This window comes from [Clostridium] scindens ATCC 35704 (genome assembly GCF_004295125.1).
Taxonomy (GTDB): domain Bacteria; phylum Bacillota; class Clostridia; order Lachnospirales; family Lachnospiraceae; genus Clostridium_AP; species Clostridium_AP scindens.
In genome coordinates this window covers 2,912,110-2,934,380 of record NZ_CP036170.1, presented here as the reverse complement: position 1 = coordinate 2,934,380, position 22,271 = coordinate 2,912,110, and the positions used below count along the sequence as shown (strand labels likewise).

37 protein-coding genes are annotated in these 22,271 nt (G+C 47.2%); 1 reads left to right on the top strand and 36 read right to left on the bottom strand.

Annotation, left to right across the window (positions count from 1 at the left end):
• Nucleotides 1–3: 3 nt before the first annotated feature.
• The 35 genes from HDCHBGLK_RS15100 to HDCHBGLK_RS14940 all read right to left on the bottom strand — a co-directional run bounded on the left by HDCHBGLK_RS15100 (nucleotide 4) and on the right by HDCHBGLK_RS14940 (nucleotide 21,745).
• Nucleotides 4–3,141: a phage tail tape measure protein gene (locus tag HDCHBGLK_RS15100; RefSeq protein ID WP_004606091.1), complete on the bottom strand. Its 3,138-nt coding sequence runs from the start codon at nucleotides 3,139–3,141 to the stop codon at nucleotides 4–6.
• Between the two features lie 281 nt (nucleotides 3,142–3,422).
• Nucleotides 3,423–3,752 (bottom strand): hypothetical protein, encoded by a 330-nt coding sequence (locus HDCHBGLK_RS15090; protein ID WP_004606093.1) that lies wholly within the window; start codon nucleotides 3,750–3,752, stop codon nucleotides 3,423–3,425.
• A gap of 65 nt (nucleotides 3,753–3,817) precedes the next feature.
• Nucleotides 3,818–4,390 carry a hypothetical protein gene (locus tag HDCHBGLK_RS15085; protein WP_004606094.1) on the bottom strand — a complete coding sequence of 191 codons (573 nt, stop codon included), beginning with the start codon at nucleotides 4,388–4,390 and terminating at the stop codon, nucleotides 3,818–3,820.
• 14 nt (nucleotides 4,391–4,404) lie between these two features.
• The gene (locus HDCHBGLK_RS15080; protein WP_004606095.1) at nucleotides 4,405–4,743 is read right to left on the bottom strand and encodes a hypothetical protein; all 339 of its coding nucleotides are present in this window, start codon (nucleotides 4,741–4,743) and stop codon (nucleotides 4,405–4,407) included.
• A complete protein-coding gene (locus tag HDCHBGLK_RS15075) occupies nucleotides 4,740–5,114 on the bottom strand; it encodes an HK97 gp10 family phage protein (protein WP_004606096.1) in 375 nt (124 codons plus the stop codon). The genes HDCHBGLK_RS15080 and HDCHBGLK_RS15075 overlap by 4 nt, the downstream gene beginning before the upstream one ends.
• Nucleotides 5,114–5,272, bottom strand: a complete 159-nt coding sequence (locus tag HDCHBGLK_RS18845; RefSeq protein WP_004606097.1) for a hypothetical protein — start codon at nucleotides 5,270–5,272, stop codon at nucleotides 5,114–5,116. Before HDCHBGLK_RS18845 ends, HDCHBGLK_RS15075 begins: the two co-directional genes overlap by 1 nt.
• Nucleotides 5,273–5,382: 110 nt before the next feature.
• Entirely contained in the window at nucleotides 5,383–5,673 is a 291-nt protein-coding gene (locus tag HDCHBGLK_RS15070; RefSeq protein WP_004606098.1) for a hypothetical protein, read from the bottom strand.
• 25 nt (nucleotides 5,674–5,698) lie between these two features.
• Nucleotides 5,699–6,913, bottom strand: coding sequence for a phage major capsid protein (locus tag HDCHBGLK_RS15065; protein ID WP_004606099.1), 1,215 nt, complete (start codon nucleotides 6,911–6,913; stop codon nucleotides 5,699–5,701).
• A 4-nt stretch (nucleotides 6,914–6,917) separates the two neighbouring features.
• Nucleotides 6,918–7,673, bottom strand: coding sequence for a head maturation protease, ClpP-related (locus HDCHBGLK_RS15060; RefSeq protein ID WP_004606100.1), 756 nt, complete (start codon nucleotides 7,671–7,673; stop codon nucleotides 6,918–6,920).
• Nucleotides 7,664–8,965 (bottom strand): phage portal protein, encoded by a 1,302-nt coding sequence (locus tag HDCHBGLK_RS15055; protein WP_233440699.1) that lies wholly within the window; start codon nucleotides 8,963–8,965, stop codon nucleotides 7,664–7,666. Before HDCHBGLK_RS15055 ends, HDCHBGLK_RS15060 begins: the two co-directional genes overlap by 10 nt.
• 115 nt (nucleotides 8,966–9,080) lie before the next feature.
• A complete protein-coding gene (locus HDCHBGLK_RS15050; protein ID WP_004606102.1) occupies nucleotides 9,081–10,757 on the bottom strand; it encodes a terminase large subunit in 1,677 nt (558 codons plus the stop codon).
• Nucleotides 10,750–11,139, bottom strand: a complete 390-nt coding sequence (locus HDCHBGLK_RS15045; RefSeq protein WP_004606103.1) for a P27 family phage terminase small subunit — start codon at nucleotides 11,137–11,139, stop codon at nucleotides 10,750–10,752. The genes HDCHBGLK_RS15050 and HDCHBGLK_RS15045 overlap by 8 nt, the downstream gene beginning before the upstream one ends.
• Before the next feature lie 136 nt (nucleotides 11,140–11,275).
• Complete coding sequence (locus tag HDCHBGLK_RS15040) at nucleotides 11,276–11,608, bottom strand: HNH endonuclease (RefSeq protein ID WP_004606104.1); 333 nt, start codon at nucleotides 11,606–11,608, stop codon at nucleotides 11,276–11,278.
• A 48-nt stretch (nucleotides 11,609–11,656) separates the two neighbouring features.
• Entirely contained in the window at nucleotides 11,657–12,019 is a 363-nt protein-coding gene (locus tag HDCHBGLK_RS15035; protein ID WP_004606105.1) for a hypothetical protein, read from the bottom strand.
• A gap of 27 nt (nucleotides 12,020–12,046) precedes the next feature.
• Nucleotides 12,047–12,661 carry a hypothetical protein gene (locus tag HDCHBGLK_RS15030; protein WP_130574621.1) on the bottom strand — a complete coding sequence of 205 codons (615 nt, stop codon included), beginning with the start codon at nucleotides 12,659–12,661 and terminating at the stop codon, nucleotides 12,047–12,049.
• Between the two features lie 3 nt (nucleotides 12,662–12,664).
• Nucleotides 12,665–13,159: a VRR-NUC domain-containing protein gene (locus tag HDCHBGLK_RS15025; RefSeq protein ID WP_082210531.1), complete on the bottom strand. Its 495-nt coding sequence runs from the start codon at nucleotides 13,157–13,159 to the stop codon at nucleotides 12,665–12,667.
• Nucleotides 13,160–13,168: 9 nt separating this feature from the next.
• Nucleotides 13,169–13,450, bottom strand: coding sequence for a hypothetical protein (locus HDCHBGLK_RS15020; protein WP_004606108.1), 282 nt, complete (start codon nucleotides 13,448–13,450; stop codon nucleotides 13,169–13,171).
• A gap of 13 nt (nucleotides 13,451–13,463) precedes the next feature.
• Nucleotides 13,464–14,429, bottom strand: coding sequence for a rolling circle replication-associated protein (locus tag HDCHBGLK_RS15015; RefSeq protein ID WP_233440696.1), 966 nt, complete (start codon nucleotides 14,427–14,429; stop codon nucleotides 13,464–13,466).
• Between the two features lie 207 nt (nucleotides 14,430–14,636).
• On the bottom strand, nucleotides 14,637–14,882 hold the full coding sequence (locus HDCHBGLK_RS15010; protein WP_004606110.1) for a hypothetical protein: 246 nt from the start codon (nucleotides 14,880–14,882) through the stop codon (nucleotides 14,637–14,639).
• Complete coding sequence (locus tag HDCHBGLK_RS15005) at nucleotides 14,883–15,326, bottom strand: hypothetical protein (protein ID WP_130574620.1); 444 nt, start codon at nucleotides 15,324–15,326, stop codon at nucleotides 14,883–14,885. It abuts the gene before it with no gap.
• A gap of 89 nt (nucleotides 15,327–15,415) precedes the next feature.
• Complete coding sequence (locus HDCHBGLK_RS15000; protein WP_004606112.1) at nucleotides 15,416–15,685, bottom strand: hypothetical protein; 270 nt, start codon at nucleotides 15,683–15,685, stop codon at nucleotides 15,416–15,418.
• Nucleotides 15,672–16,088 carry a hypothetical protein gene (locus HDCHBGLK_RS14995; RefSeq protein ID WP_004606113.1) on the bottom strand — a complete coding sequence of 139 codons (417 nt, stop codon included), beginning with the start codon at nucleotides 16,086–16,088 and terminating at the stop codon, nucleotides 15,672–15,674. Before HDCHBGLK_RS14995 ends, HDCHBGLK_RS15000 begins: the two co-directional genes overlap by 14 nt.
• A gap of 1 nt (nucleotide 16,089) precedes the next feature.
• Nucleotides 16,090–16,233, bottom strand: a complete 144-nt coding sequence (locus HDCHBGLK_RS18840) for a hypothetical protein (RefSeq protein WP_004606114.1) — start codon at nucleotides 16,231–16,233, stop codon at nucleotides 16,090–16,092.
• 15 nt (nucleotides 16,234–16,248) lie between these two features.
• The gene (locus HDCHBGLK_RS14990; RefSeq protein WP_004606115.1) at nucleotides 16,249–16,617 is read right to left on the bottom strand and encodes a hypothetical protein; all 369 of its coding nucleotides are present in this window, start codon (nucleotides 16,615–16,617) and stop codon (nucleotides 16,249–16,251) included.
• Nucleotides 16,617–16,982 carry a hypothetical protein gene (locus tag HDCHBGLK_RS14985; RefSeq protein WP_050755130.1) on the bottom strand — a complete coding sequence of 122 codons (366 nt, stop codon included), beginning with the start codon at nucleotides 16,980–16,982 and terminating at the stop codon, nucleotides 16,617–16,619. Before HDCHBGLK_RS14985 ends, HDCHBGLK_RS14990 begins: the two co-directional genes overlap by 1 nt.
• Before the next feature lie 20 nt (nucleotides 16,983–17,002).
• Entirely contained in the window at nucleotides 17,003–17,197 is a 195-nt protein-coding gene (locus tag HDCHBGLK_RS14980; protein ID WP_004606117.1) for a hypothetical protein, read from the bottom strand.
• Nucleotides 17,184–17,726, bottom strand: coding sequence for a DNA N-6-adenine-methyltransferase (locus HDCHBGLK_RS14975; RefSeq protein WP_039909532.1), 543 nt, complete (start codon nucleotides 17,724–17,726; stop codon nucleotides 17,184–17,186). Before HDCHBGLK_RS14975 ends, HDCHBGLK_RS14980 begins: the two co-directional genes overlap by 14 nt.
• Before the next feature lie 22 nt (nucleotides 17,727–17,748).
• Complete coding sequence (locus HDCHBGLK_RS19045) at nucleotides 17,749–17,916, bottom strand: hypothetical protein (RefSeq protein WP_167738461.1); 168 nt, start codon at nucleotides 17,914–17,916, stop codon at nucleotides 17,749–17,751.
• An 11-nt stretch (nucleotides 17,917–17,927) separates the two neighbouring features.
• Nucleotides 17,928–18,206, bottom strand: coding sequence for a hypothetical protein (locus tag HDCHBGLK_RS14970; protein WP_004606120.1), 279 nt, complete (start codon nucleotides 18,204–18,206; stop codon nucleotides 17,928–17,930).
• A 12-nt stretch (nucleotides 18,207–18,218) separates the two neighbouring features.
• Nucleotides 18,219–18,440: a hypothetical protein gene (locus HDCHBGLK_RS14965; protein WP_004606121.1), complete on the bottom strand. Its 222-nt coding sequence runs from the start codon at nucleotides 18,438–18,440 to the stop codon at nucleotides 18,219–18,221.
• Nucleotides 18,441–18,458: 18 nt separating this feature from the next.
• Entirely contained in the window at nucleotides 18,459–19,256 is a 798-nt protein-coding gene (locus tag HDCHBGLK_RS14960; protein WP_004606122.1) for a DNA adenine methylase, read from the bottom strand.
• A 110-nt stretch (nucleotides 19,257–19,366) separates the two neighbouring features.
• Nucleotides 19,367–19,741 (bottom strand): hypothetical protein, encoded by a 375-nt coding sequence (locus HDCHBGLK_RS14955; RefSeq protein WP_004606123.1) that lies wholly within the window; start codon nucleotides 19,739–19,741, stop codon nucleotides 19,367–19,369.
• Nucleotides 19,728–19,910, bottom strand: coding sequence for a hypothetical protein (locus tag HDCHBGLK_RS14950; protein ID WP_004606124.1), 183 nt, complete (start codon nucleotides 19,908–19,910; stop codon nucleotides 19,728–19,730). Before HDCHBGLK_RS14950 ends, HDCHBGLK_RS14955 begins: the two co-directional genes overlap by 14 nt.
• A 10-nt stretch (nucleotides 19,911–19,920) precedes the next feature.
• A complete protein-coding gene (gene dcm / locus HDCHBGLK_RS14945; RefSeq protein WP_130574618.1) occupies nucleotides 19,921–21,117 on the bottom strand; it encodes a DNA (cytosine-5-)-methyltransferase in 1,197 nt (398 codons plus the stop codon).
• Between the two features lie 331 nt (nucleotides 21,118–21,448).
• Nucleotides 21,449–21,745, bottom strand: coding sequence for a hypothetical protein (locus HDCHBGLK_RS14940; protein ID WP_004606127.1), 297 nt, complete (start codon nucleotides 21,743–21,745; stop codon nucleotides 21,449–21,451).
• A 73-nt stretch (nucleotides 21,746–21,818) separates the two neighbouring features.
• On the opposite strand from HDCHBGLK_RS14940, the gene HDCHBGLK_RS14935 reads away from it, so the two are divergent.
• Complete coding sequence (locus HDCHBGLK_RS14935) at nucleotides 21,819–21,998, top strand: hypothetical protein (protein WP_039909533.1); 180 nt, start codon at nucleotides 21,819–21,821, stop codon at nucleotides 21,996–21,998.
• Between the two features lie 14 nt (nucleotides 21,999–22,012).
• On the opposite strand, the gene HDCHBGLK_RS14930 is transcribed toward HDCHBGLK_RS14935, so the two are convergent.
• Entirely contained in the window at nucleotides 22,013–22,198 is a 186-nt protein-coding gene (locus HDCHBGLK_RS14930) for a hypothetical protein (protein WP_004606129.1), read from the bottom strand.
• Nucleotides 22,199–22,271 lie beyond the last annotated feature (73 nt).

Genomic DNA, 22,271 nt, shown 5'->3' with positions numbered 1-22,271 from the left:
ACCTTACGCGCCCCCTTGTAACTGCAAAACCATATTTCGGGTTGCGTTCCTTGTCTGTCTGGCCGTTTCATAAGGCGTTAAGGCTTTCGGGCTTGTGATGTTCACATTCTGAACGAAACTTCTTCCCTGCTGCCCTGCTGCCGCGTCAAGCGCCGTATTTCTTGCGCTTCTGGTTAATGGCGTCACCACCGCTTCGCCGTTCACCATTTGGATCAGTTCGGGGCCTGCTTCTGCCATGATCGCTTGACCGTTTTTCAAAATGCCGCCCTTTGCCAGACGCGGCAATGATACGGATCCGACGTGTCCGACGCTTACGCCCGGAAGTTTGTTTATTACGTCGATCGCTCCGTTTATGAAGCCGATCGCCTTATTTACCACATTTTCGACGGTTGCAAGTGCGCTATTCATTGCACTTTTGAAGGCGCCGCCGATCGCGTTTCCGATATTCGTTCCGACGTTCGCAAAAATTCCCTTTATGGTACTCCAAATTCCAGAAAAGAAAGATCCGATATTGCTAAACACGTTTTTAATATTCGTGTATGCTTCATTGAATTTTGTCTGGAACCATGAACCCACGGTGGAAAATACGTTCTTTATGTCGGTGTATCTTGCGTTGAACCACTGACCGATCCCCGAAAATACATTCTTCACGTTGGTATAGGCGTTCTGGAACATGGTCTGGAACCACGTCGCAACGGTTGACAAGGCGTTTTTTATATCCGTCCACCGGGCGCCGAACCACTGGCCGATCGCCGAAAAGACGTTCTTCACGTTGGTATAGGCGTTCTGGAACATGGTCTGGAACCACGTCGCAACGGTTGACAAGGCGTTTTTTATATCCGTCCACCGGGCGCCGAACCACTGGCCGATCGCCGAAAAGACGTTCTTCACGTTGGTATAGGCGTTCTGGAACATGGTTAAAAACCATGTGGCGACGGTGGAAAGGGCCGTTTTTATGTCGGTCCACCTGTCCGAAAACCATTGTCCGATCCCTTTAAAAATATTTGTAATATTCGTGTACGCTTCCGTAAAACGGTCCGCGAACCACTGGCCGACGCCGGTAAAAATTGAAACGATCCCGTTCCAAATATCCGTGAAGATCTGCTTTACATCAACGCCGAACGTCTCGAAGAATGAGACGACGAAGTTCACCACGGCCGAAATGATATTTTTCACAAAGTCGATCGCGTTCTGCAGCGCTGCCATTATGTACTGGCCGAAACTGTCGAAATCACCCTGAAATAGCGCCATAAATGCGCTTATGATGTTGCTTATAAACTCGATCGCGTTCTGTACTGCCGAAATAATCGGTTTCAGCGCGGCAAGGGCGCCTTTTATGACTGCCATAACGTAAGTTGTGAAAAACTCGAAGACGGGCCGCAATTTCTCCATTAAATTTTTGAAACTTTCGCCCAACTGCTGCAAAATAGGCTTTATTTTCTCTATGGTTTCGCTTACTGCTTTTTTAATCTCCGCGAAGGCGTCGTTTACCATTTCCCGGAACCAATCGCACTTGTTATACATAAGCACAAAACCGGCCACAAGGGCCGCCACGGCCGCCACAATCGCCCCGATCGGGTTCGCCGATAAAATGGCCCATAAGCCCTTCCCGGCCGTTCCTGCGGTCTTAAACACGCCCGAAATTTTACTGAATGTCGAAATTGCTTTTGATACTCCGGTACTAAGTTTCCCGAAAGCGATTAACGCCGGTCCAAGCGCCGCCACAAGGGCTGCCACTTTTACGATCGTTTCTTTCTGTGACTGGTTTAAATTTTTAAACCATGTTGTGAAGGTTTTTACCTTTTCCACAACCCGGTCTAATATCGGCGCCACGCTTGACATTAAAACATTGCCAAGATCTGCGCCTGCTACTTTCAAATTGTTCAATGCGACTTTTGCTTTATCCGGTGGATCCAATGTCGCGTTGAATGTGTCTTCAACTACGGTTCCGTAATCTTCCAGTGAACCGGCCAGATCGTCAACCGACAAGCGGCCTTCTCTGATCGCCTGCGTCATTTCTGCGGCGCCCTTCTTGCCGAATAACTCCGTTGCAATCTGCAGGGCTTCCGTTTCACTTCCTGCGTTCTTTATACTTTCAATGGTCGTTCCCAACGCTTCTTCAAGGGTTTTCCCCTCTGCCGTCGCGTTCTGCTGCGCCTTTTTCAGCCCCGCAAGTGCCGCCGAAGCGTCAACGCCGTTTGCTTCAAATTGTGCAAGTAAATTCACGGAAGAAGTGAGGTCAAGCCCCATTTCCTTTAATGTGGCGCCGTTTGTCTGTAAAGAATTTTGCAGCGTGTCCATGGAAATGCCGGTGTCCTGCCCTGCCTTTGTGAGAAGGCCAAGAACATTTCCGGTCTGTGAAGCGTCAACGCCGAATTTCGTCATAATGGCGTCCACACTGTCTATCGCTCCGTTTAAGTCGGTTCCGTTGATTTCCGCGAACTGAATAAACTTTGTCGAAAGATCTTCCAGTGTCTTTCCCGTTGCTCCGAAACGTGTATTTACTTCACCAATGGCAATTCCGGCCGCTTCTGCTTCTATCGGCAGCGAAGAAAACACGTTGTCCATGCTATCCTGCATCCCTTCCAATGCTTCCCCGGAAGCGCCCGTTTTTGTTATGATCGTATCGTACCCGGCGTCAAGTTCGTTAAATGCCGCGATACTTGCCGTTCCGATCCCGGTAATTGCTGCCGTTACCGGAAGAAGTTTCTTCCCAAGCGCGGTTGATTTCTCCCCGATTTTCCCGGCTGCTTCTCCCACTTTTTCAAGCGCGGAATTTCCGCTTTCTGCCGCTTCTTTCAGGTTTTTCAACTCTGCTTCGGTCTTTATAACTTCTCTTTGTAATGCTCTGTACTGTTCTTCCGATACTTCGCCGCGCTCAAACTGCTGCTGCACCTGTTCTTCTGCCTTCTTCAAAACGTCCAGTTTTTCAGAAGTGGCCGAAACTGCTTCTTTCAGAAGGGTTTGTTTTTGCGCCAATAACTCCGTATTTTTCGGATCTAGTTTCAGGGCCTTTTCGACTTCTTTTAATTCTTTCTGAATATCGCGCGACTGCTTATTTACTCCCGACAACGCTTTGTCAAGTTTCGTTGTGTCGCCGCCGATTTCGATTGTAATTCCCTTTATCGTGCTTCCTGCCACTTGCTATTCACCGCCCCTTCGTTTGAACTTCTCGCGAATGGCCTTTCGGTCCGGTTCTGTTTGCGAAATTCTCCAACAATTCGCAAGGTATTCCCTGCCCTGCTCCGTCTGGTTCATTTCGTGTATAAACGCTTCGCGCATGAAGAAAAGGTATAGATCAAGATCCAGTTCTTGCACTTCCCATATATTTAAACCGGTGTAGTCAATCACCAGTTTTTCGCCCCGTGTTTTGGTTTTGTAGTAAACCCCTTCTTCGTCCTTTCCGGGGTAGAAGGGGATCTTTAATTTGGGTTATTCTTTACGCCGCCCGCAAATTCCATATAGGCGTCGATCAGGGCTTCCATTTCTTCGGTGTCGTAATTGTCCGTTATTTCCTGCGTTGTCACTCTTTCGCCCGTCATATTGTGGGAAAGAATTTCAGCACAAAGGCCGCCCAAAGTGTCCATGGCGTCGTCAATCGTCATTCCGTCTATGTCCACTTCCTGCAGCGCTGACATTTTTTCAAACGTCTTTTTCATAGGCATTTTCACGATCAGTTTTCGGCCGTCTTTTAAAGTAGTTGTCATAAACGAACGGTTTACCTTGTTAAAATCAAAACTCATATTTGCCATTGTGTAATTTCCTTTCTACCAACTAACGGCAAGGCGCCGCCCTGCCGTTTCTGGTTGTTGTGTTATTACGGTGTTCCCTCTGTGCCGCCTGCTGCCGCTTCTTCGTCTGTCATTTCTTCTTCGTACAGTAAAAGCGTTCCTTCGTCGTCCATAGGAAGGGCCGTTATTTCTTCGTCAATAACGGTTTCTTTGTCCTTCTCGAAGGAAATAGCGAAGCCCGCCTGATTGTTTCCGACGATCAAAACCCAAATATCGCCGTCCACCGGATCTTTGTGGTGAAGACAAATAACGTAACGGCTGCCCTGCCTGTTGTTGATACCGCCGATCTTTACGATCCTGCGCTTTTTCGTCTTGTCTTCCGTTACGCGGGCCGTGTCACAAAGATATTTGAACTTGTTTCCGTCGAAAGTCATAATTCCCGTTTTCAGGGTTACTTCTTCTTCGGTGATGATCGTTTTTCTCTTATTTCCGGTGTCGTCCTTCGCCGTATAAAAAGACGGCTTATACTCCGCGGACGCGCCGCCGGAAATGTAAGCCATTAAGTTTTCTTTTACGCAAATATCCGCTGTCGCCGGAACCGTCTTACCGTCGAAAGCCTGAATATATACGTCTGCGCTTCCAAGAATAATTCTTTCCATGCTCTATTCTCCTTTCATTTCTTTTGAGTGATTGTGAAATCATAGGCCGTTTGTAGCGTGTCTTCTCCGGGGATCTGTGCCTGATACTTCCGAAATTCCACGTCAAACAACACTTCTTCTTCGATCCGCTTTTCAAGGGCCGGATCTTCCCTTTTCTCCGTGTAAAGTTCCAATGAACCTTCTATCTGCCGGATCCGGTTTTTGGCGTCGTCGCCCCTCTGCTGCTCCGAAGATAGCCACACAAGAAACGGTGGATCCGGTACCGGGTTTTTGTTGGTCGGTATGAATTGATTGTGAGCGAACGGAAGGCCCAAGCCTTCGGCGCGCTTTAATACATCTTCAAAGGTTGTCACTTTTCGATCGCTCCTTTCACTTTTTCTTCAAAACTTGCCACGGCTTTTTCTTCTACCGGCCGAATATGCACTTTCGCCGCAACCCTGCCGCCGTTCCGGCTTGCGTGGCCTTTTTCCAGAAGGTGCGTTAATTGATAATCGGTTTTGTTGTGGACCGTGTTTCTCTTTGCGCTCTTGCTTTCGTAGGCTTTCGATTTCGTCCACCCCTTCGCATAGGAACCAGTTAAAACCGGGCTTGTGCTTTTTAATTCTCTGACGGCTTCGTCTGCCACTTCGTCAGCAGCCTTTTTTATTCCGTCGGCTACTTCCTGCGAATATTCACTAAGCCCCTGCGCCAATTCTGCCGCAAGTCTATCAACACTAATTGCCATTACCTATTCCCCACCCTCTGACCGGCGTAAACTTCGATCTTGTCGTTGTCCTTCGGTCCGTATGTTCTATAAACCGTCAGCCGTTCTTTTCCATGAAGCACGACGCTTTGATCTGCGTATTCACTGGCGTAAACTTCAAACATATACCTGGCCTTCATGCCTTTTTCTCCCGCTGCTGCGTATTCGTCGCGGCCGATCGGGAAAACAGAAGCATAAACCGGCGTTTTTGTATCTTCTTCGCGTGTTTCCCCCGGATCAATCAGGGTTATTATTGCTTCGATTTGTAATCACCGCCTTTGATCTTCGTCAGGATCATGTTATAGTTGTTCATTAACCGTTCGTGGTTGCTGTCCATGCTATAATTTGCCTTGACGTAGGTTAAGGCGGCTTCGATAATCAACGGATCTTCCGGGTTTTTCAGAAATTCTTCTGCCACGCCTATTCTTTTTAGGTCAGCGATCGCAAAGTCCAAGTGGCGGTAAACGTCTTCGTCCAGTGCGTCCGAAGACATTTTCCGCGCCCTTAACTTCGCCGCTGCCTTCAATTCGTCAATCGTCATTGAAAACCGCCCTTTCCTTTACTGCTTACGCGGAAGCCTTTTTCTTCGCTCTCACGAAGCCGTTGTAAGCCGCCACGGCGCCGCCTGCGAAAATGTCCGCGCGGTATGCGATCTGTCCCTGCTTGAATTTGTAGTCAGTGGACTTTCTGGCGTCAATGTCGGAAAAGATCGCCATTTCGTAATTTTCCAACGGTCCGTATGCCATTACATAGTCACCGGCCGCCGTTGCTGCGTCCACAACCGCTTTGCAAGCGCTGTTGATGATGAACGGTACACCGTCGATCGTTCCGGTGTTGCCATGGTTTACAATGGTGTAAACCTTGCGGCCCTGCTTGTCGCGAAGTTTCGCGAAGGCTTTCAGGTCCTTTTTGTTCAGGATCAGCACCGCAACGGCTTCCACTTCTTCTTCCCCGCCGTAAGAATAAATAATTTCGTCCAGTGTGCCGTCGTCAATGGCTTCCAGTTCAATGTCTGTCTCCGGATCAATTACCTGTTCTTCCGTCTTTGTCGGATTGTGGAAAATGCCTTTAAATTTTCCGGTTGTTCCGTCGCCGATCAGGATCTGGCGGCCCATGTAACGCCTGATTGCTTTAGAAACGGAACCTTCCACAACGCCGTCATAGTCTGCGTTCGGAAGTTTTACCATTTCTTCGGGTTCTTCGGTGTAGGCTGTGATCTTCTCCTTTTCGATAGTCACATAACCGAAAACCGGTTCGGTCGGGTTGTAGTCTGCGCCTTCTGCGGTCGGTCCTGCCCCGTCGCCGTAAGACTTAACATAGCCCCTCTGGTATGTTTCGCCGCCGTTCAAAGGAACTCTTTTTACACGATCTACCAGTGAAGAAACGTCGTTAAAGGTTTCTTTCAGATCGTCGGCTGTGTGCTGCGGTGTCACGGTCTGCGTAACGGAAATGGCGTTCTTTGCGCCCACAAGCGCCACTTTCGCGGAAAACTTGACCGTTTTTCCGTTCTTTAAATTCTGGCCGCGTTCCTCTCTCGCTTTGTCCTTCGGTTCCTCTGCGCTTTCTCCGCTTCCCGGCTCCGGCTCCCCGGCCGCTGCGGAAGCAATACCGGCCAACTTTTCGCGGCTCTTTACGTCGTTTAAAATGCCGGTGATCGTGTTCGCTTCTTCCAGAAGCGCGTCCAGTGCGTCGCCTTTCGCCGTCTGTGCCTGCGTGTTCAGGTCTTTCAGTCTGGCTTTTAAGTCTTTGACGCCCATTTTTACCAGTTCTTCATACTTCATGTTTTTATTCTCCTTCCATAAATGCTTTGATTGTGAGATTTCGGATCTCGTTTCTCTTTTCTTCTGCTGCCTTGTCCGTTTCCTGCTGCCTGTTTTCAGGACCAGGATCCGGCTTTTTGGCCTTCAACTTCTCCGGCACGTTCTTACATTTTGCCTTCGTGATGTAGTCCCCAACCGCTGCAGCGTATTCCTTCGGCTCCGTCGTTTTAATGTCGAAATATTCCGCTGCCTGCTGCCCGTTTAACCATGTTTCCGCGTCCATTAACGCGCTGATCTGGTCTATTGTGACGCCTTCTTTCAGGTGTTCAGCGTATACGTTCAAAATGCCGGTCTTGATCTGGTCCAGATCGTCGGCCATTTTCCGCATATCTGCCGAATTTCCTTCGCAATAACTCCACGGGTTATGGATCATTAAAAAGGCGTTTGACGGAATTTCCGGCGCTTCGCTTCCTGCGAAGGCAAGCACCGAAGCGATCGAACCGGCCAAGCCGTCCACGAACACTTTGACATTGTTTTTCGCCGCGTGTCGTTTCAGCATATTGTAAATTGCGATCCCGGCGAAAACTGAACCGCCGCCGGAATTTACATAAACATTCAGGTCTTTTCCTTCCTGCTCCGAAAGAAAATTCTTGATTGCGTCCGGGTACTGGTCTTCGTCCTGCCATGCTCCCCACCAGTCGGAAACAATGTCACCGTAAAAATACAGTTCCGCGCTTGTTTCCGTCAGGTTCTTAAATGTGAAACCTTTGATTATTGCCATTCTTTCTTCTCACCACCTTTCAAAGTTACCGGGACGAACATTTTCAAGATCTGAATTGCCGTCGCGGCCTGCTGCCCTTCGCCTTCTCCGGGTGGGCCGGATCCGGTTCCTTCGCCCTGCTGCCCCGTCTGGTAAAGGCTCTGATCGTCTGCTTTTACATAGTTCAGGCTTACCATTCGCACGTCGCCGTCTTCGATCGGCTCATAATACAGTAATTCGCGGTACTCATTGATCGTAATAATTCCGCGATCGTACAGTACGGAACCGATTGTGGCTCTCGTCTGCAGCGTCGCATATTGCAGCCGGTTTGAAGTGAAAATGATTTTGTTTCCGAACCCTCTTTCGCGCTCCGTTAATAATTTGAATGTAAATTCAAGTGATAATTGAAGTGCGATCGGTTCGATCACGCTTTCATAAAAGGCGTTCCATTCGCTTTCCGTGAACTTCGACATTAAGATCGCGTCACTCACGCCGTAATAGCGGTATAAGTTATCCCGTAAAAACTGGCTTTGAAGTGTTGGAATGTTCGGCGTTCTCTGCGTGATTTCGTGAAACTCCATTGAATTGTCAATTCCTGCCATGCCGCCGTCGTTGTCGGCGCTCATGTATGCCGCCTGAAACTCTTTTACCTTCGTTTTCAGTTCGTCTTCGTCAATGAAGTTGTTATATTTCAGGTACCCTTTCAGGTTTGCGGAATTTTTTACAGTGTTCCGTAATGCCTGCCCCGTCGCGTCCAGTAATTCAAGCGTTGTTTTGATCGACTGATCCGGCGGCGTTCCGATAAATCTTTTTTTATTGAACCTTGCGCGGATATGGATCACGCTCTGATATGGCAGAACGTAGGTTTTCCCGTCATAGTCCCACACGAAGCGGAATAAAATATTTCCGTCGTCGTCTTCGTAGATCCGAAATGTCGTTACTGTCAGCGGTACGATCTGTTTTACTTTCGTGAAATCTTCGTTGTAAAGGATTGCGGCGAAAGCGTTTGATTTTCGGATCAGCGTCGCGGCCATTTTATACAGTGCGTCGAATGTCGATAACTCCGGCGCCCAACGCAAGGAAAGAAGGCGGGCCAGATAGTCTTCTTTGATAACCATTCCGCGCGCGTCTTTTCTCACCACTTGCGGCGTAAGTTTCGCGACGTTTGTTGCAATGCAATTTTCAATGGATCCGATTATGTCGCTTTCGTCCAGATCGCCGCCTGCGGAATATTCCCCGCGGATCGCAAAAAGCGGTCTATATTTATAGCGCCTGAAATTCAAAAAGTCTTTTATAATTCCCGTCGTCTTCACCCCCTGTTCTGCGTATAAAAGGCCGGTTAAATTTCCACGCTTCAATCGTACAAAAAAAGGTCGGCAATTTCTGACCTGTTTTCGGGCAGCAAAAAAGAGGGCCGAAACCCTCTTTTTACGCGGCTTTGTTTAATAACTGTCTGCCGATCTCTTTGTGATATTTCATCTTCACGGCCAGCGCGTCGAAGATTGAAACGGCGCCGTCTATGTGCGCCCGCTTTTCCAGTTTTACCGGCTTCATGCGGCTGTCGTTTATGTTTATATCCACCGCCACATTTAACAGGTGGGACCGTAGCAAATTATTTTCACCCAAACAATAGCGGCCGTCTTTCAGATCGCCTTCAAAGGTATGTAATACCGGTGTAAGGTTTGTTCCCTGATATACGTCGTCCATGTGGAAGCCCGCTTCTTTCATTTCCTGAACCAGATAACCGGCGCAATATCGGTCATAGCCAACCTTTAGCGGTTTGATCTTATATTTCTTCACAAGGTCAATGAACCAGTTAAACACGTCTTTGTAGTCCACCTGATGTTCTCCCGATAGTTTCAGGAAGCCTTGTTGTTCAAAAATATTGTACGGTACGTTTTCTTCGTTAATCGCCACTTTGAAGCGCTCCCGTGGCATAAAGAATTGTGTAATAACATAGTTCTTTCCTTCCTTCTCAATTATCAGCGTCGCCGCCGTAAGGTCCGTTGTTCGCGAAAGGTCGATACCGGCCACGCAATAGCACCCGCGGAAGTCTTCAAGCGTGTACTTCTGGCCTGCTGCCTTCTCAACGTCGATATAGTCAAGCCACGCGATCGACGAATTTTGTTTTATATTGCAGAACTTTGTCAAAAACTCCGCTTTTGCCGCAAGTGATTTTCTTGCAACTGCGATCTTGTCTTCGTAATATTCCCACGATACCGAAACGCCCAAGTTCGGGTTTGACTTTTCCAGTTCTTCGCGTGTGTCCCACTTTTCCACGTCGTCAATGATGTAAAGGAACGGTAAAAGCCGTCTTTCGGTTTCTTCCTTTCCCCTTCCCTTCAAAAATGCCGTGGATCGCTTCATAAGTTCGTCAAAAATTCCGTCGTTTTCATAACCGGCGGTAGAAGTGGACAGAATGAGCGGTTGTCTTCTTGCACCAAGCGCCGACGCCATAACGTCGTATTGCTTCAAGCCCTGATCTCCCGGCCACGCTTCCATTTCGTCATTTAAGACAAAGTGCGGGTTGAAACCGTCCGATTTTTTGGAATTGAAAGCAATCTTTTTGATCGTGGTGTTGTACTCTTTTATATAAATATCTGACCGGCGTTTCTTGCTTATTTCTGCCAATTCTTCGTCCTGCTGCACAATCTGATAAAATGCGTCATACGCAAGATCGGCCTGCTCCAACTTCGGGGCCAGACAGTACAGTTTTGCGCCGTACTCTCCGTCAATATATGCCATATACGCCATGATCGCGGCAGCAAAAAGCGTTTTCCCATTCTTCCGGGCCACAATCAAAAAAACTTCCCGGAACTGCCGGTACCCCGTGTTTTTATCCAGAATACCGAAGATCGCGGAAACGATCGCTTTCTGCCATAACTCCAATTTTAGAAGGTCGTTTCTGCCTTCCGAATGGTGACAGTAATTTTCTATGAACTTGATCGCCTTATTCGCCTTTTTATAGTCAAAGATCCATTCCCCGGACTTTATACCCTCGACAAGAATTTTATAAACCAGTTTGATCCATTTACCGGCCCGAATACGTCCCGACGTTATGGCGTCGTAGTATTCAAAAATATAATTTGTGATAAGATTATTCATCACGAAGGGCCGCTAATTTTGAAACCTTTTTCTTTTCTTTCGGTGGTAAATATTCGATTAACTGGTTAATGATCGTCGTATATTGTCGCGCGTATTTTTCATAAATCGCCGTTGAAGGGTGGGCTTTTATGAAATGCTGCGAAGCGTTTTTGGTTTCAGTCGTCAGGCCCTCTTTTTTCATTTCTTCTTTAGCCTGCAGGCAAGCCACTTTCAGGAAAGCAGCTTCTTCAATGACTGAATTTACAAGGGTTTTTTTGTCTTCGTCTTCGATCCCCTCGAATAATTTTTGAAGTTTTTCTATCTCTTTTTTAATTGCTGCAGCCGTCAACTTTTTCGGCCTATTTGTTGCTTTCTTTTTCGTTTTCTCTGTATCTTCTGCCATAATTTAACCCCCCTTCCATGTGCGCGCGACTTGCAGAGTTTTTTTTACCTCACTCCCTCGGTTCTCGTTGGAAGGTCCAAAATTTCAGACCGGGGGGTGGGGTTTGTGGGAAATGGAAATATTTTTTTCAAAAAAATTATTTATAGTTTTTGTTTTCAATAATGTTTCCGGCAGCGTCGAAGGAATATCGCTTCGGCTTTGCCTTGTGCTGCTTGTTGTGGTGATCCTCGCATAGCAACTCTAAGTTGTCGAATGACAAGGCAATGTGCGGATCGTTTATGTTGTCCGGCGTCAGTTCTATTTTGTGGTGAACAATTATTCCGGGGTTTATATCTTCCATGTTTCGGGCGCCTGCCATGTATTCAGCCATACACCGTTCGCACCGGCCGCGCTGCAGTTTGTAATATGCGTCGCGCGTCTTTCTCCACGGCTTCGACAAATAGAAACCGTCCGTCCACTCTTTCGCCATGCTCTCAACTCTCTTTCATTCTATCCGACGGCGGCGGTTGTTTCTGACCTACTTTCCCGCTGCCTGCTGCCTGCTGCCGTCTTCTTCTATGATCCCCATGTGTACCGCTATCAGATAACAAAACTCCATGCGGTATTCATAGAATAGCCGCCTACAACAATATGTATCGCCCAACATTTCCCACGGCGTATTGTATAACAGGCTTTTGTATATCTTGTCTATGATATGGCGGCGCGCCGTCTGGCCCATGCCTTCAAGCGGAAGATCTCGTTTCGCTGCCTTTATCGCTTCTTCTGCCTGCCGGTCAAAGTTCGTGTGTTTCCCCTTCCTTTTCCGGCCCTGTCGCTTCTGGTCCCCGTGAACGATCGCTTTTACAATTTTCTTTGTATCTTCGTCTATGGTGTGCGCCACGACGGCGGCCCCCTTTCTTTGAATGTTTTATAAAATCTCTGTACCCTCTAAGAACTTCCAGAAGTCCGCTTCTTCTCCTTCTTCTGCTGTCCTCACTCCGGCCATAAGATAACATTGATTGTTGCCCCAATACATGAAAGGCGAAGTCGGGCAAAGTGCAACCGGTCCGAACGGCTCATATTCTCCGTTGTCGTAATCAACGGCGGCCGGATCTATCAGGTTCATAAATATTTCCGATATGGCCGTGACGTGCCGCGTCGATCCGTCTTCCTGAATGAACCGGATCACCTTGTCGCCCTGCTGCCCTAATAACTTTGTGACGTTAAAACGGCAATCGCATTTTTTAAATGCAGCGGGCAAGTTGTAAACTTCCTTTTGTTCAATTTCGTACTGGTTCCCCATGTCCTTTGTTGCTTTGAATACTTCGCCCGGTCCCGGAAGATCGCCGCACAACTCAATGACTGCGGCTTTTGCTTCCTTCGGCATTGTGTCAGCCAGAAACCAGATGATCCACCACCCGGAAGAAATATAATATCCTTCCGGCCCCCCTTCTTCGTTTCCGGCGTCGTGTCCCACCGTCAGGCCCGCGCCCTTGTATGCTGCTTTCAGCATACGTTTTAAAACTGCCTGTTTGAAAAACATTCGTCATTCTCCTTTCTCTCTGTTTGCTTTGTAAAATTCGCACTTTTCACAAGGCGCCCAATCCACGGCGACGCCTTCGCAATAATCAAACATTTTCACGGCTTCTTCGCAATTCACCAGATCGAAGCCTGCAGCGCGGGCCAGATAATGCCGTATAATTTCGCGGGCCTGCTCCGCTCCATAGGCTACGGCCGTTTTATATCCCTGCTGCCGAAGCAAGGCCATAAATTCTTCCTGCGCCTTTGTTGTCTTCCCGGATCCGAACTTCATTTCGATATACAACCCGTGAAAGCCACCACGCGGCACCGGCAAGGACAGATCCGGGACGCCCGTTTTCAAGCCTGCCGCCTTCAATACTGCGCCATTTGTCCGCTTTCCTTCGTTTGGTACATGGTGAAGCAACCGTAATTCCGGTATAAACGCTTCGTTCGCTCTGGCCCAATTAAAAAGGCTTATTTGTTCCGTGGTTTCGGAACGCTTCATGTTTGCAAGGTTCACATTTCACACCTACCCTTCTTCTAACTCTCCGTAAAGTTCCATAAAGCGATCAGGATCCAACCTTTCGATCACGTTCTTTACTTCTTCTTCCTTAACCACTTTTAGATCTTTCCGGCTCTTGCAATAAAATAAAAATGTTCCCTTTTGCGTCTTCAAATATCGCGCGTCTTCCCATGTGTTGAACGCATACCCCGGCTTCCAAGCGATCGGATCCTGATACTTTCGCCGAAACGAAAAAATAACTTCTGCTTTTTCCGTGTCGTAAATTTTCCCTTCAATGATTTTTTTCACATTCTCACCCCCTTCAATTCCGCACCATGCGGGCGTATATGTAAAAAGCCGCCGTGACGCCGTTGTATTTCACTTCCGCGTCTAAAAATTTATAGTTCGGGTACGCTTTTTCCATTTCTGCTTTCAAAGTTTCATAATCATGCGCCATTTTTTCGACTTTCGGTTTCTTGAACTTTGAATAACTGCGCGTAGGCTCCGGCGGTTTCTTAAGGTTCTTTGAAGCACGCCAACGCCTTTTCCCGCGCTTATTGTTTGAAATATAAGTGGCAAGGCCAGAAATCAAAAAATCTTCGTCAGGTTTGATCCTTCGTGTGTTCGATCTCTCCCCTTTTCCCCATAGTTCCTCTAATTCGTCTCGATCAATCCCCTTTCCGGTCATGATTATGTGGACGTGTGGACGTTCGGCGCCTTCGACAACCGGTATATAAATATACTTGATATTCTCCCGGCCCTTCTTTTTCTGTCTGTAATTTATTCGCCTTATAAAATTTGTCACGTCCCTATCTGCTGTGGCTTCGTCTGCCGGTAGGTGATCTTCGTCCCATGTGAAGGTACACCATAGATCGTTCTTGCTGAAATTGATATTTGCAAGCCTTACAAGGTACCTTCTGGATTTTTTGTCGTTTAAGTTCTTCTGTGAAGGTTTGCTTTCTCTCTTTTTCCCTGTGCGCGGAACGTCTGCTTTGTGAAAGAATGACGGGTAAATTTGCGCTTCCAGTAATTCGCGTCCGCTTTCAATGTTCTTTGCCTTTATAGTCGTTGTCCGGTAAAGACTTTCCACCTTCCCTTCTTTCAGCAGCCTTTCCAGTTCCCATTCCTCTAATTTTTCTTGCTGCTCCTTCCACTGTGTTTCATAGTCTGGCGTTTGTAGTGGGTTTTCCTGTTCAAACTTCCTTCTTGCTTTTCTCTCTATGTCTGATTGAAGATCTATTTTATACGCTTCTACATAATCGTAATTATCATAGGTCCTTACCTTCATGTTATCCCCGCCTTTTCCCTTTCCCTTCTCCCTTCTGGATCCTGATCTTGAATATATAAATTTATAGATCGTCGGTTTGTTAATACCCATTACAAGGACGGAAAAGAAGATTTCCTTTTATATAAGAAGAAACTGTGTTCGATTGCTTTTCTTCTTGCAGAATTACCCGGCCGCGTTTCCGCGCGTCCGGGCTATCCACATTTCATATTAAACGGTGTTTTCCGGCTCCGTTTTCTTGCCTTTCTTTTCATGCCTTACCGTCAGGCCGTCTTCGCCGTCGTTTATATGTACCACTTCCGGCATTAAGACAACTTCCCTTGCTTTTTTGGAAGTCACGATTTCAAAACACGGCGCCGTTTTATTCCCTTCCGGCGTGAAACACGCTTCGATCCTGATTTCAAAATCTCCCGGAAGTCCCTTCGTTAAATTTCTAAACTGGCTTAATGTATACATTTAGTTTTCTCCCTTCGCTATCAGTGTTTCAATTTCCGGCGGCAATTCTCCGAATATGCGTCGGCACTCCACAAGTGCTTTATATAATGTCTGGTTTTCTTCCCGTACTGCTGCCGCTGCGTTTCTCATGCCTTCGCGGGCGTCCTTCGCTTCTGCCAGAAGTTCTTCCAGTGCGTCGATCTTCGCCTGTGCTTCTTCCATTTCTATTTTGTTGGCTTCTATTTCGTCGACCAGTTCCTTTTCTGCGGCGGCTGCGCGTCCCTCTGCCGTTGTACGGTCATATTCCTTCGGATCCACGGTTTCGCAAAGAAAGCACGCCATTCCGCGCCCATTTGTATATAACTTTTCTTCTGCAATCTGGATCACAATCCGTTTCGCATTCTCAATCTGTGTTCCGTTCATTACCTCAAACCGGCTCTTTTCATGGGTTTTGAACATTGACATTTCCCGCCTTTCTGCTATAATATTTATAGGTTAGATTTCCAACAAAACGGATTGTTTAAGGTTCCCGCCTTTTCAATCCGTTTTTTTATTTACTCTTTTTCTTTTATCTCTCTTTCGCCTTTGTGGATATGGTGAAGAACCCTTAACACTTCGTCGCGCTGCTGCTCCGTGATTTCTCCCAACTCCGCCGCCTTCGTTACGATCCCGGTATAATAACCGGCCGAAAAGTCCAGTTCCGAAAGTGTCCCGCACTTCGTCAGGCTGAATACTTCGATCAAATACTGATTTGCTTTCCTTCTGGTTCTGGCCTGCTGCCTTTTCCTTCTGAAAATTCTTATGTAACGCTTAATTGCCGTCATGGTTAGATCTCCTTTCAAACTCTGCCTTGTCGATCGGGTTCGCGTATGGGTTTAATGATGTGAACCCGGCCGCCTGTCGGTACGGGATCGGGTTTACTGCCTTGTCGTCTATGTAAATGTCGGCGTTGATCTTGCGGCAGTCGTTTTTATAAAGGTCGATCAGTTCCGGCAAGTTCGCGTTCACGGTGTCAAACTCCAAGCCCCGTTCCCTGCACCATTCCACCGCTTCTTCCAGTAAATCGCCTTCGCGGTTCGTCCATAATATCAGCCTTGCGCCCTCTGCTTTCCTTTCTTTCAGGTGCCGGATCAATGCTTCGTTTTCTTCTCCTATCTCCGGCCATGCCTGCTTGCACAATGTCCCGTCAAAATCGACGGCGATCACCTGATTTTTATTCAGATCCATATTAACCCGCCTTTCTTTCCTGCTGCCCTGCTGCCATTAAGGAAATGTTTAACGGTTTCATTCCCTGAATTGCTGCGTTTAACTGTGCTTCGTTCGTAATGCCTAATTTTGCCAATGCTTCTTCGATCCTCTTTCTCTGGCTCATGCCCTTTTCTCCTTTCTATGGCCCGTAAGTTTCTTTGACTTCCGGTACTCCGTGTGGGTACTCTGCTTCCATGTACCCTTCAAGCGTCATTATTATTTCTTCCCCGTCCCGGCCGTCGTTTTTAATATCAAACGTACCGTAAAACGCATATACGCCGCCGTTTGCATAAATAACAATACTTCCGGTGTCGCATGGATCCGGCGTTTCAATGGTCAGTGGTTCCGGTTCTTTTGTTTCCTGCTGCTCCCGCGCCGCTGCGTCCTGCTGCTTCCAGTCGTCCGCAACGGCAAAAATGATAAATGCCGCCATGAGAAGGGAAACGGGAATTAAAAGCAAAATCGCTAAGTTGTTTTCCCTTCTTCGATCCTCTTTCCTTCTTCTCACTATAAAGCGCCCCTTTCTTCTTCCGTCAAACACTGGTCTATTGCCAGAAGTTCGATATTACTTAAAATTCCTTTTCTTGCCATTGCTGCGGTCTGTATTGCTTCCACGGCCAGATCAAGCGCCGTTCTGTAAATCTCCGTCAATTCTTCGTGCGCCGCTTCCGGGCTGTGGTTCTCTCTGACGCCGATCCAGAAGTTATTCACCAATATTTCAAGGTTTTGCGCTTCTTCCTTCGTTTCCTCTGCTTCTTCCAGAATTACCGCGAAGGCTTCGTGACTGCTGCCAAAAAGCGGAAACTTTTCATTCGCTGCCGCCAATTCTTTGTCGATCAGTTTATAAACTTCGCGTTTTACAACGTTTCCCATGGTTAGATCTCCTTTCTGTCTCACACAATGCCATGCAGGCCGTTTTCCCTGCACATTTCTTTGAAATCCTCTAACAGTTCGTCGCGGTACCGGCTGACTTCGATCGTCTGATAACCGGCGTCGTAAAGGCTGCCTTTTATCGCCTGCCACTTTGCGCCTATGTATGTTTCAAGGAAATCATTAAAATAAACCGTGTTCGGTTCAAATACCGTCAACGCCGTTTTCGGATCCGTCGTCCTTCTCCGCGGCTTTTTCTTCGGTGTGGCCTGCAGCGGTGCAGCCTGTTTTCTTTTCTTCTTCATTCTCTTTTCCCTTTCTGAACACTACCACCATAGAAGGAAACGGCGCCGCGTCTTTGCAGCCGCCGAAGTGAAGGCGGCCTTTTATGAAGCGAATTTCCGCTTTGTGGTATATGTAATCGTGAAAAAACCTTGTGTCAGTACGCGCCGGAATGAGCGCAACAACAACCGTTCCCGGTTTCTGTGCTTCTTCGTAACACTTTTTGATCCATTCGCCGGTTGAAGTTCTCCCGTAAGGTGGATTGCAGAAGACGCAACGCCCCCCCCAATCCTGCAAAAGTCCGTTTTGCTCCTTCGTGAAAAATTCCTTACACTTCGCGTTTTCCGCGTCAGCGCATGGATCTAAATCGAAGTGAAATTCCTTGTTTAATTCGTCGAAGAAGTCCTGCGGCGTCGCCCAATCTTCCTTCGCGCTGCTGAATAAAGCCTTGTTTAATGGTGCCATGGTTAGATCTCCTTTCTTTCCTCTATCCGTCAAACTTAATTTCTTTGTTTCCCAACATTTCCAATAACTGTTCTTCCGTCGCTGTGCAACCGCTTAATTTTTCAATTTCAAGGATCATTGTTCGTTGTATGGCCCTGTTTTCAAATTTACATATAATTTCTTTTGCTTCGTCTGCACTAATTAACCGCATTTCCCCGCCTTTCAAATACAAATTTTGTAATATAACTTCATTTCCAGATCCGAAAACGAAAAGTCCGGCGTCTGGTCCGGTTCAAGTGGTGGCATTAACCCGGCTTCCTTCCATTTCCTGTGCCTGATCTCCGGTTCATTGCGGAAAAGTATCATTTCGGCGTCAAGGTATTCTTTCGGAATTTCCGTCATTTCTCCCCTGAACCCTAAGAACACTACTTCCCCGCCTTTTACAATCTTCAACCGGTCCGGCGCTGTTATGGTCTGTAAAAAATCCCTTACTTTAACCATGGCGCCGCCCTTCTAATAGATCCAGATCTGAAAATAGGTCATGTGATACGGTGTGACTTTCGCTTTCGCTTCGATCAGTTTTACTTCACGATCCAACAATTCTTCGTGGTCCCTGATCTTTGCGGCCTTTCCGGTGAATACCGGTTCCGCTGCGTCTTCTTCGATAACTTCCAACGCCTGCGCCGGTCCGACAAGGGTTAAAAACTGTTTCAATGGTAAATTCATTTTTTCCATGGTCTGATTTCCTTTTTTTCAAAATAGTGTCAACTGCTGCCCCGGCGCCTGCCGGTTATACCAGATAATTTCCCGGCGCTGCTGCGCGTTCTGCGCGTAATTTGTTCTTTCTTCCCGGAACCACCCCCCCAGCTTCGCTTCATACAGTGGGGAAGAATACCCGCTAATAACCACCGGTCCTTTATGCTGCAGCAGCGCTTCCAGTAATTCTTCGTGATCTTCGTCGCTCATTTCGTGGTTATACTGCTTCCGGCAGCGTGTAGAAAGAACATAGGGTGGATCGCAATAGATCAGCACGTTTTCAAAATTGTAACGGCGTATCACTTCCACGGCGGGCCGGTTCTCTATCTGTACGCCGCGCAACCTCTCCGCGGCTTCCATAATCTTTTCCGGGATCTGGCACCAGTCAGCGGCCGCGTAGGCTTTTTCCCTGCCCTGAATGTCAACTTTCCACCCCACCTTTTCACCGGTTGTTCTGAAACCGTGTCCCATATTCAAACGAACATAAAACAGTACCGCTTTTTCAAGGCTGCTTTCCGGTTCCTTCTGGTATGCTTCTTCGTACACTTCCCGCGAATATGGCGTGAAATATATTTCATGTGTCAACCGTTCGGGATCGTCCTTTATCCACCGGAAAAGGTTTACCACGTCGCCGTCAAGGTCGTTTATGGTTTCAATGTCTGATCGCGGTTTGTTGAAGAACACGCCGCCGGATCCGAAGAATGGTTCTAAATAACTGTGATGTTCTGGAAAATGCGAAATGATCCATTCAGCAGTCCCCCACTTTGAACCGGGATATTTCATAATCGCTTTCATGCGCTTTATTCTTTACCGTTCTTATTCGCAAGGTGTACGCCAAAGGCTACAAGGCCGATCGTTGCCGCAACCGCACCGGCAATAAATGAAATAATAATTGCTGCCATGGTTTATTCTCCTTTCTCGCCGGTGATCGGCGGTTCTTCGTCTGGTATTGCTTCTTTTGGATCCTGATCCGCTTCGTGCTGCTCCTGTTTTCCTTCTTCCAGAAGTTCGATTGGTATTCCAAATTCTTCCGCAACCTGTCTTTTGATCCTCTCTGTGATTTCTTCCAGTTCTCCTTCGCCGAAATGTACCGTCACTTCTACTTTGTCTGTCAGTTCCTTTTCTCCTGTCATGCACTCTCTTATGTACCTGTGCGGAACGTCGCATTTTACGCCGTTCATAACGTTTTCGTACTTCGCGGCCTGCTTTACCAGATTAAAAAAATCGGTAAATGTAACCGGTACCCGGTCTTCCTTTGAAAAAGCGTCAATTAAACTCATGTGTTAGATCTCCTTTCGGTTTATTAAAATTGTATCTATAACGAAGGCGCGGTTTCTTTCTGCGTCCCCGTTTATAGTTCAGGTGTCGGATCACCTGACGGATCCGGCCGACTTCTTCCTCGGTCAGCCCGTCGCCGGTGATTTCAAATATTACTTTTCTTTCTATCATTTTCCCGCCCCTATCTTGTCGCTTCGACTATTGCATTAAATAAATCTGCCGTCCGTTCTCCTTTGTCATACCTCACCCGAAGCGGTGTTAATATCTTCACTCCAAACATTCCCGCCGGCCCTAAATTTGAAAAATCTTCAAGTGATTTGTTTATGGCGTTTTCTGCTGCCTTCCAATCTCTGACGGCCTGGTCCTTTTCCTGGCCGTTTCCGGTTTTTAAGCCTTTCAAAATGTGTGCTATAACGTCAACCGTCCAACCATTCCCCAAACATTTATAACGCTGCGCGTCTGTCACTCCCGGCGCGTCTGTGTAATTGTCTGGAAGCGTTTGCAATCGCTCACATTCTACCGGTGTTAGTTTTCTTATGTACCCGTCGATTAAAACTCCGTGTCTGTCCTGTGCTGTCAGCGTATAGAATTTATTCCCTTCATTAAAGCGCTGTCCGTTCTGCCGCTTTTCGATCCTGTCCGGCGTCAAGCACCCGAAAAGATATTGTCCCATTTTTGCGGCTCCGCCGCCCGCTTCCCCGCATAGGGTGACGGCTTTTCCGTGGATCGAATATACCCGGTTCGCCTGACTGTCTTTTCTGAAATACCCGATTTTTCCTTTCTGTACTTCTTTATCTAAGATCTGCAGGCTTTTATCGAATGGAACAATATATTTTCCCAATCCTTCCGGCTTCTGTTCTTCGTTTTCGTGAACAACGTCTTTCAGCATAATTCCCTTATCTTCTGGAAGCGTTACGCCCGGAATGTTCGTCCAGTAAAGCCGTTTTCTCGACTGTGCCGAAACAAGCCCCGAATTTATTTCGATCGGCTCTACTCCCAAATATTCCGAAATAATGTTTTCAAACTCTTTTTTCATTTTCACGTTTTCAAGAAGAAAATACTTCGGTTTTACCTGTTCAACCGCTCTTACAAATTCAAAAAATAATTTGCTTCGCGGATCCTCAAAATTTAACTGCTTCCCTGCGAAACTGAACCCCTGACACGGACTACCGCCGATCACAATGTCAAAACCTTCAAATTCCGAAAAGTCCGCTTTTGTTACGTCTCCCCGTTGTATAATGTCCGGGTGGTTTTTCTTGCTGATTTTGATCGCGTATTTGTCGATCTCAAACGCCACATATTCTTCAATCTGTATTCCCGCGCGTTCAAGTGCTACTTTCCCGCAACTTATCCCGTCAAATAGTGATAATACTTTCATAGTTAGATTTCCTTTCCGTTGCTCTGTTTCGTGCTGCTTTTTTCTGACAAAATCAGCCATTTTATAAAATCTGTATTTTTCGGGTGTGTGCTTTTCAACCGGCTTTCACACGATCCGGCGGGCGTCTTTTTTCGGGAACGTCCAAACCTTACCGGCTTTCACATTAAAAGCCGAAAACTTGTTGTCCGACATGGAACCTTTTAAAGCGTTTTTGTTCTCCACCGCTGCCCCGCTTTCACATTAAAAACCGGGCCGAAAACCTGTTGACCTACACCGAAATATACAGACTTTATAAAATGGCCGATCTGGCCGTGTTTTCGTTGTCCTGCTACTATGTTTCGCCGTCTTCCTGCTTCAATAACTCCAAAATGCTTGACAGTGTGCAATACTCCCGGCCGAACTGTGAATGGCTCATCATAACCGGATCGAACGGTACCGTTATATCTGCCCGTAACCCTTCGTTTTGCTGTCCGTCGCTTCGGAAGCGGATCCGGTATCTCTTCGTTATAATCTTCGGCGTGTATCTGGTTACTTTCGCTTCTGCGTTTGCTTCGGCCGCTTCTCTGAATAGTCCCCACGTTTCAAGCGCGCGTTTCATTGTCGGCCGGAAAATGATTATTTCGATCATTGCGTCTTCTCCGTTTTATTGTCCCGCTTCCCGCTGCCGTGTTATAATCACGGTATGAAAGGGGGTGTTCTCTGTGTCTGATCTTATGGAATACGAAAAGGGCAATACTGCCGCTGCGTTCGTCCATAATACAAATTGCAGAATTGACAAGTCTTTAATTCCGGATCCTCATTTACTGGCCGTGTATGAGGTCTTACAAGAAGAACTGTCAAAGGCGCTTCGTATTATTGATAATGCACAAATCAGTAAATAACCTTTTGCCCCGGCTTATGTTCGGGGCTTTTCCCTTTTGAACGGCGTTTCCTGCTGTCGTAATTCATATAAAATCTTTGCTTTCATTGTTTCCGGCACCTGCAGCACTTCACAAAGCGTCAGCCCTTTTTCTTCGGCAACCTTCAACGCTTCTTCCGCTACTTCTCCGGCGATCTTTACAATTTCTTCTGCTTTTTTCACGATCTGCGCTCCTTTCCGTTGTTGTCCTGCTGCCGCCTTCGTGGTATGATAGAAAGAAAACGAAAGGCGGTGT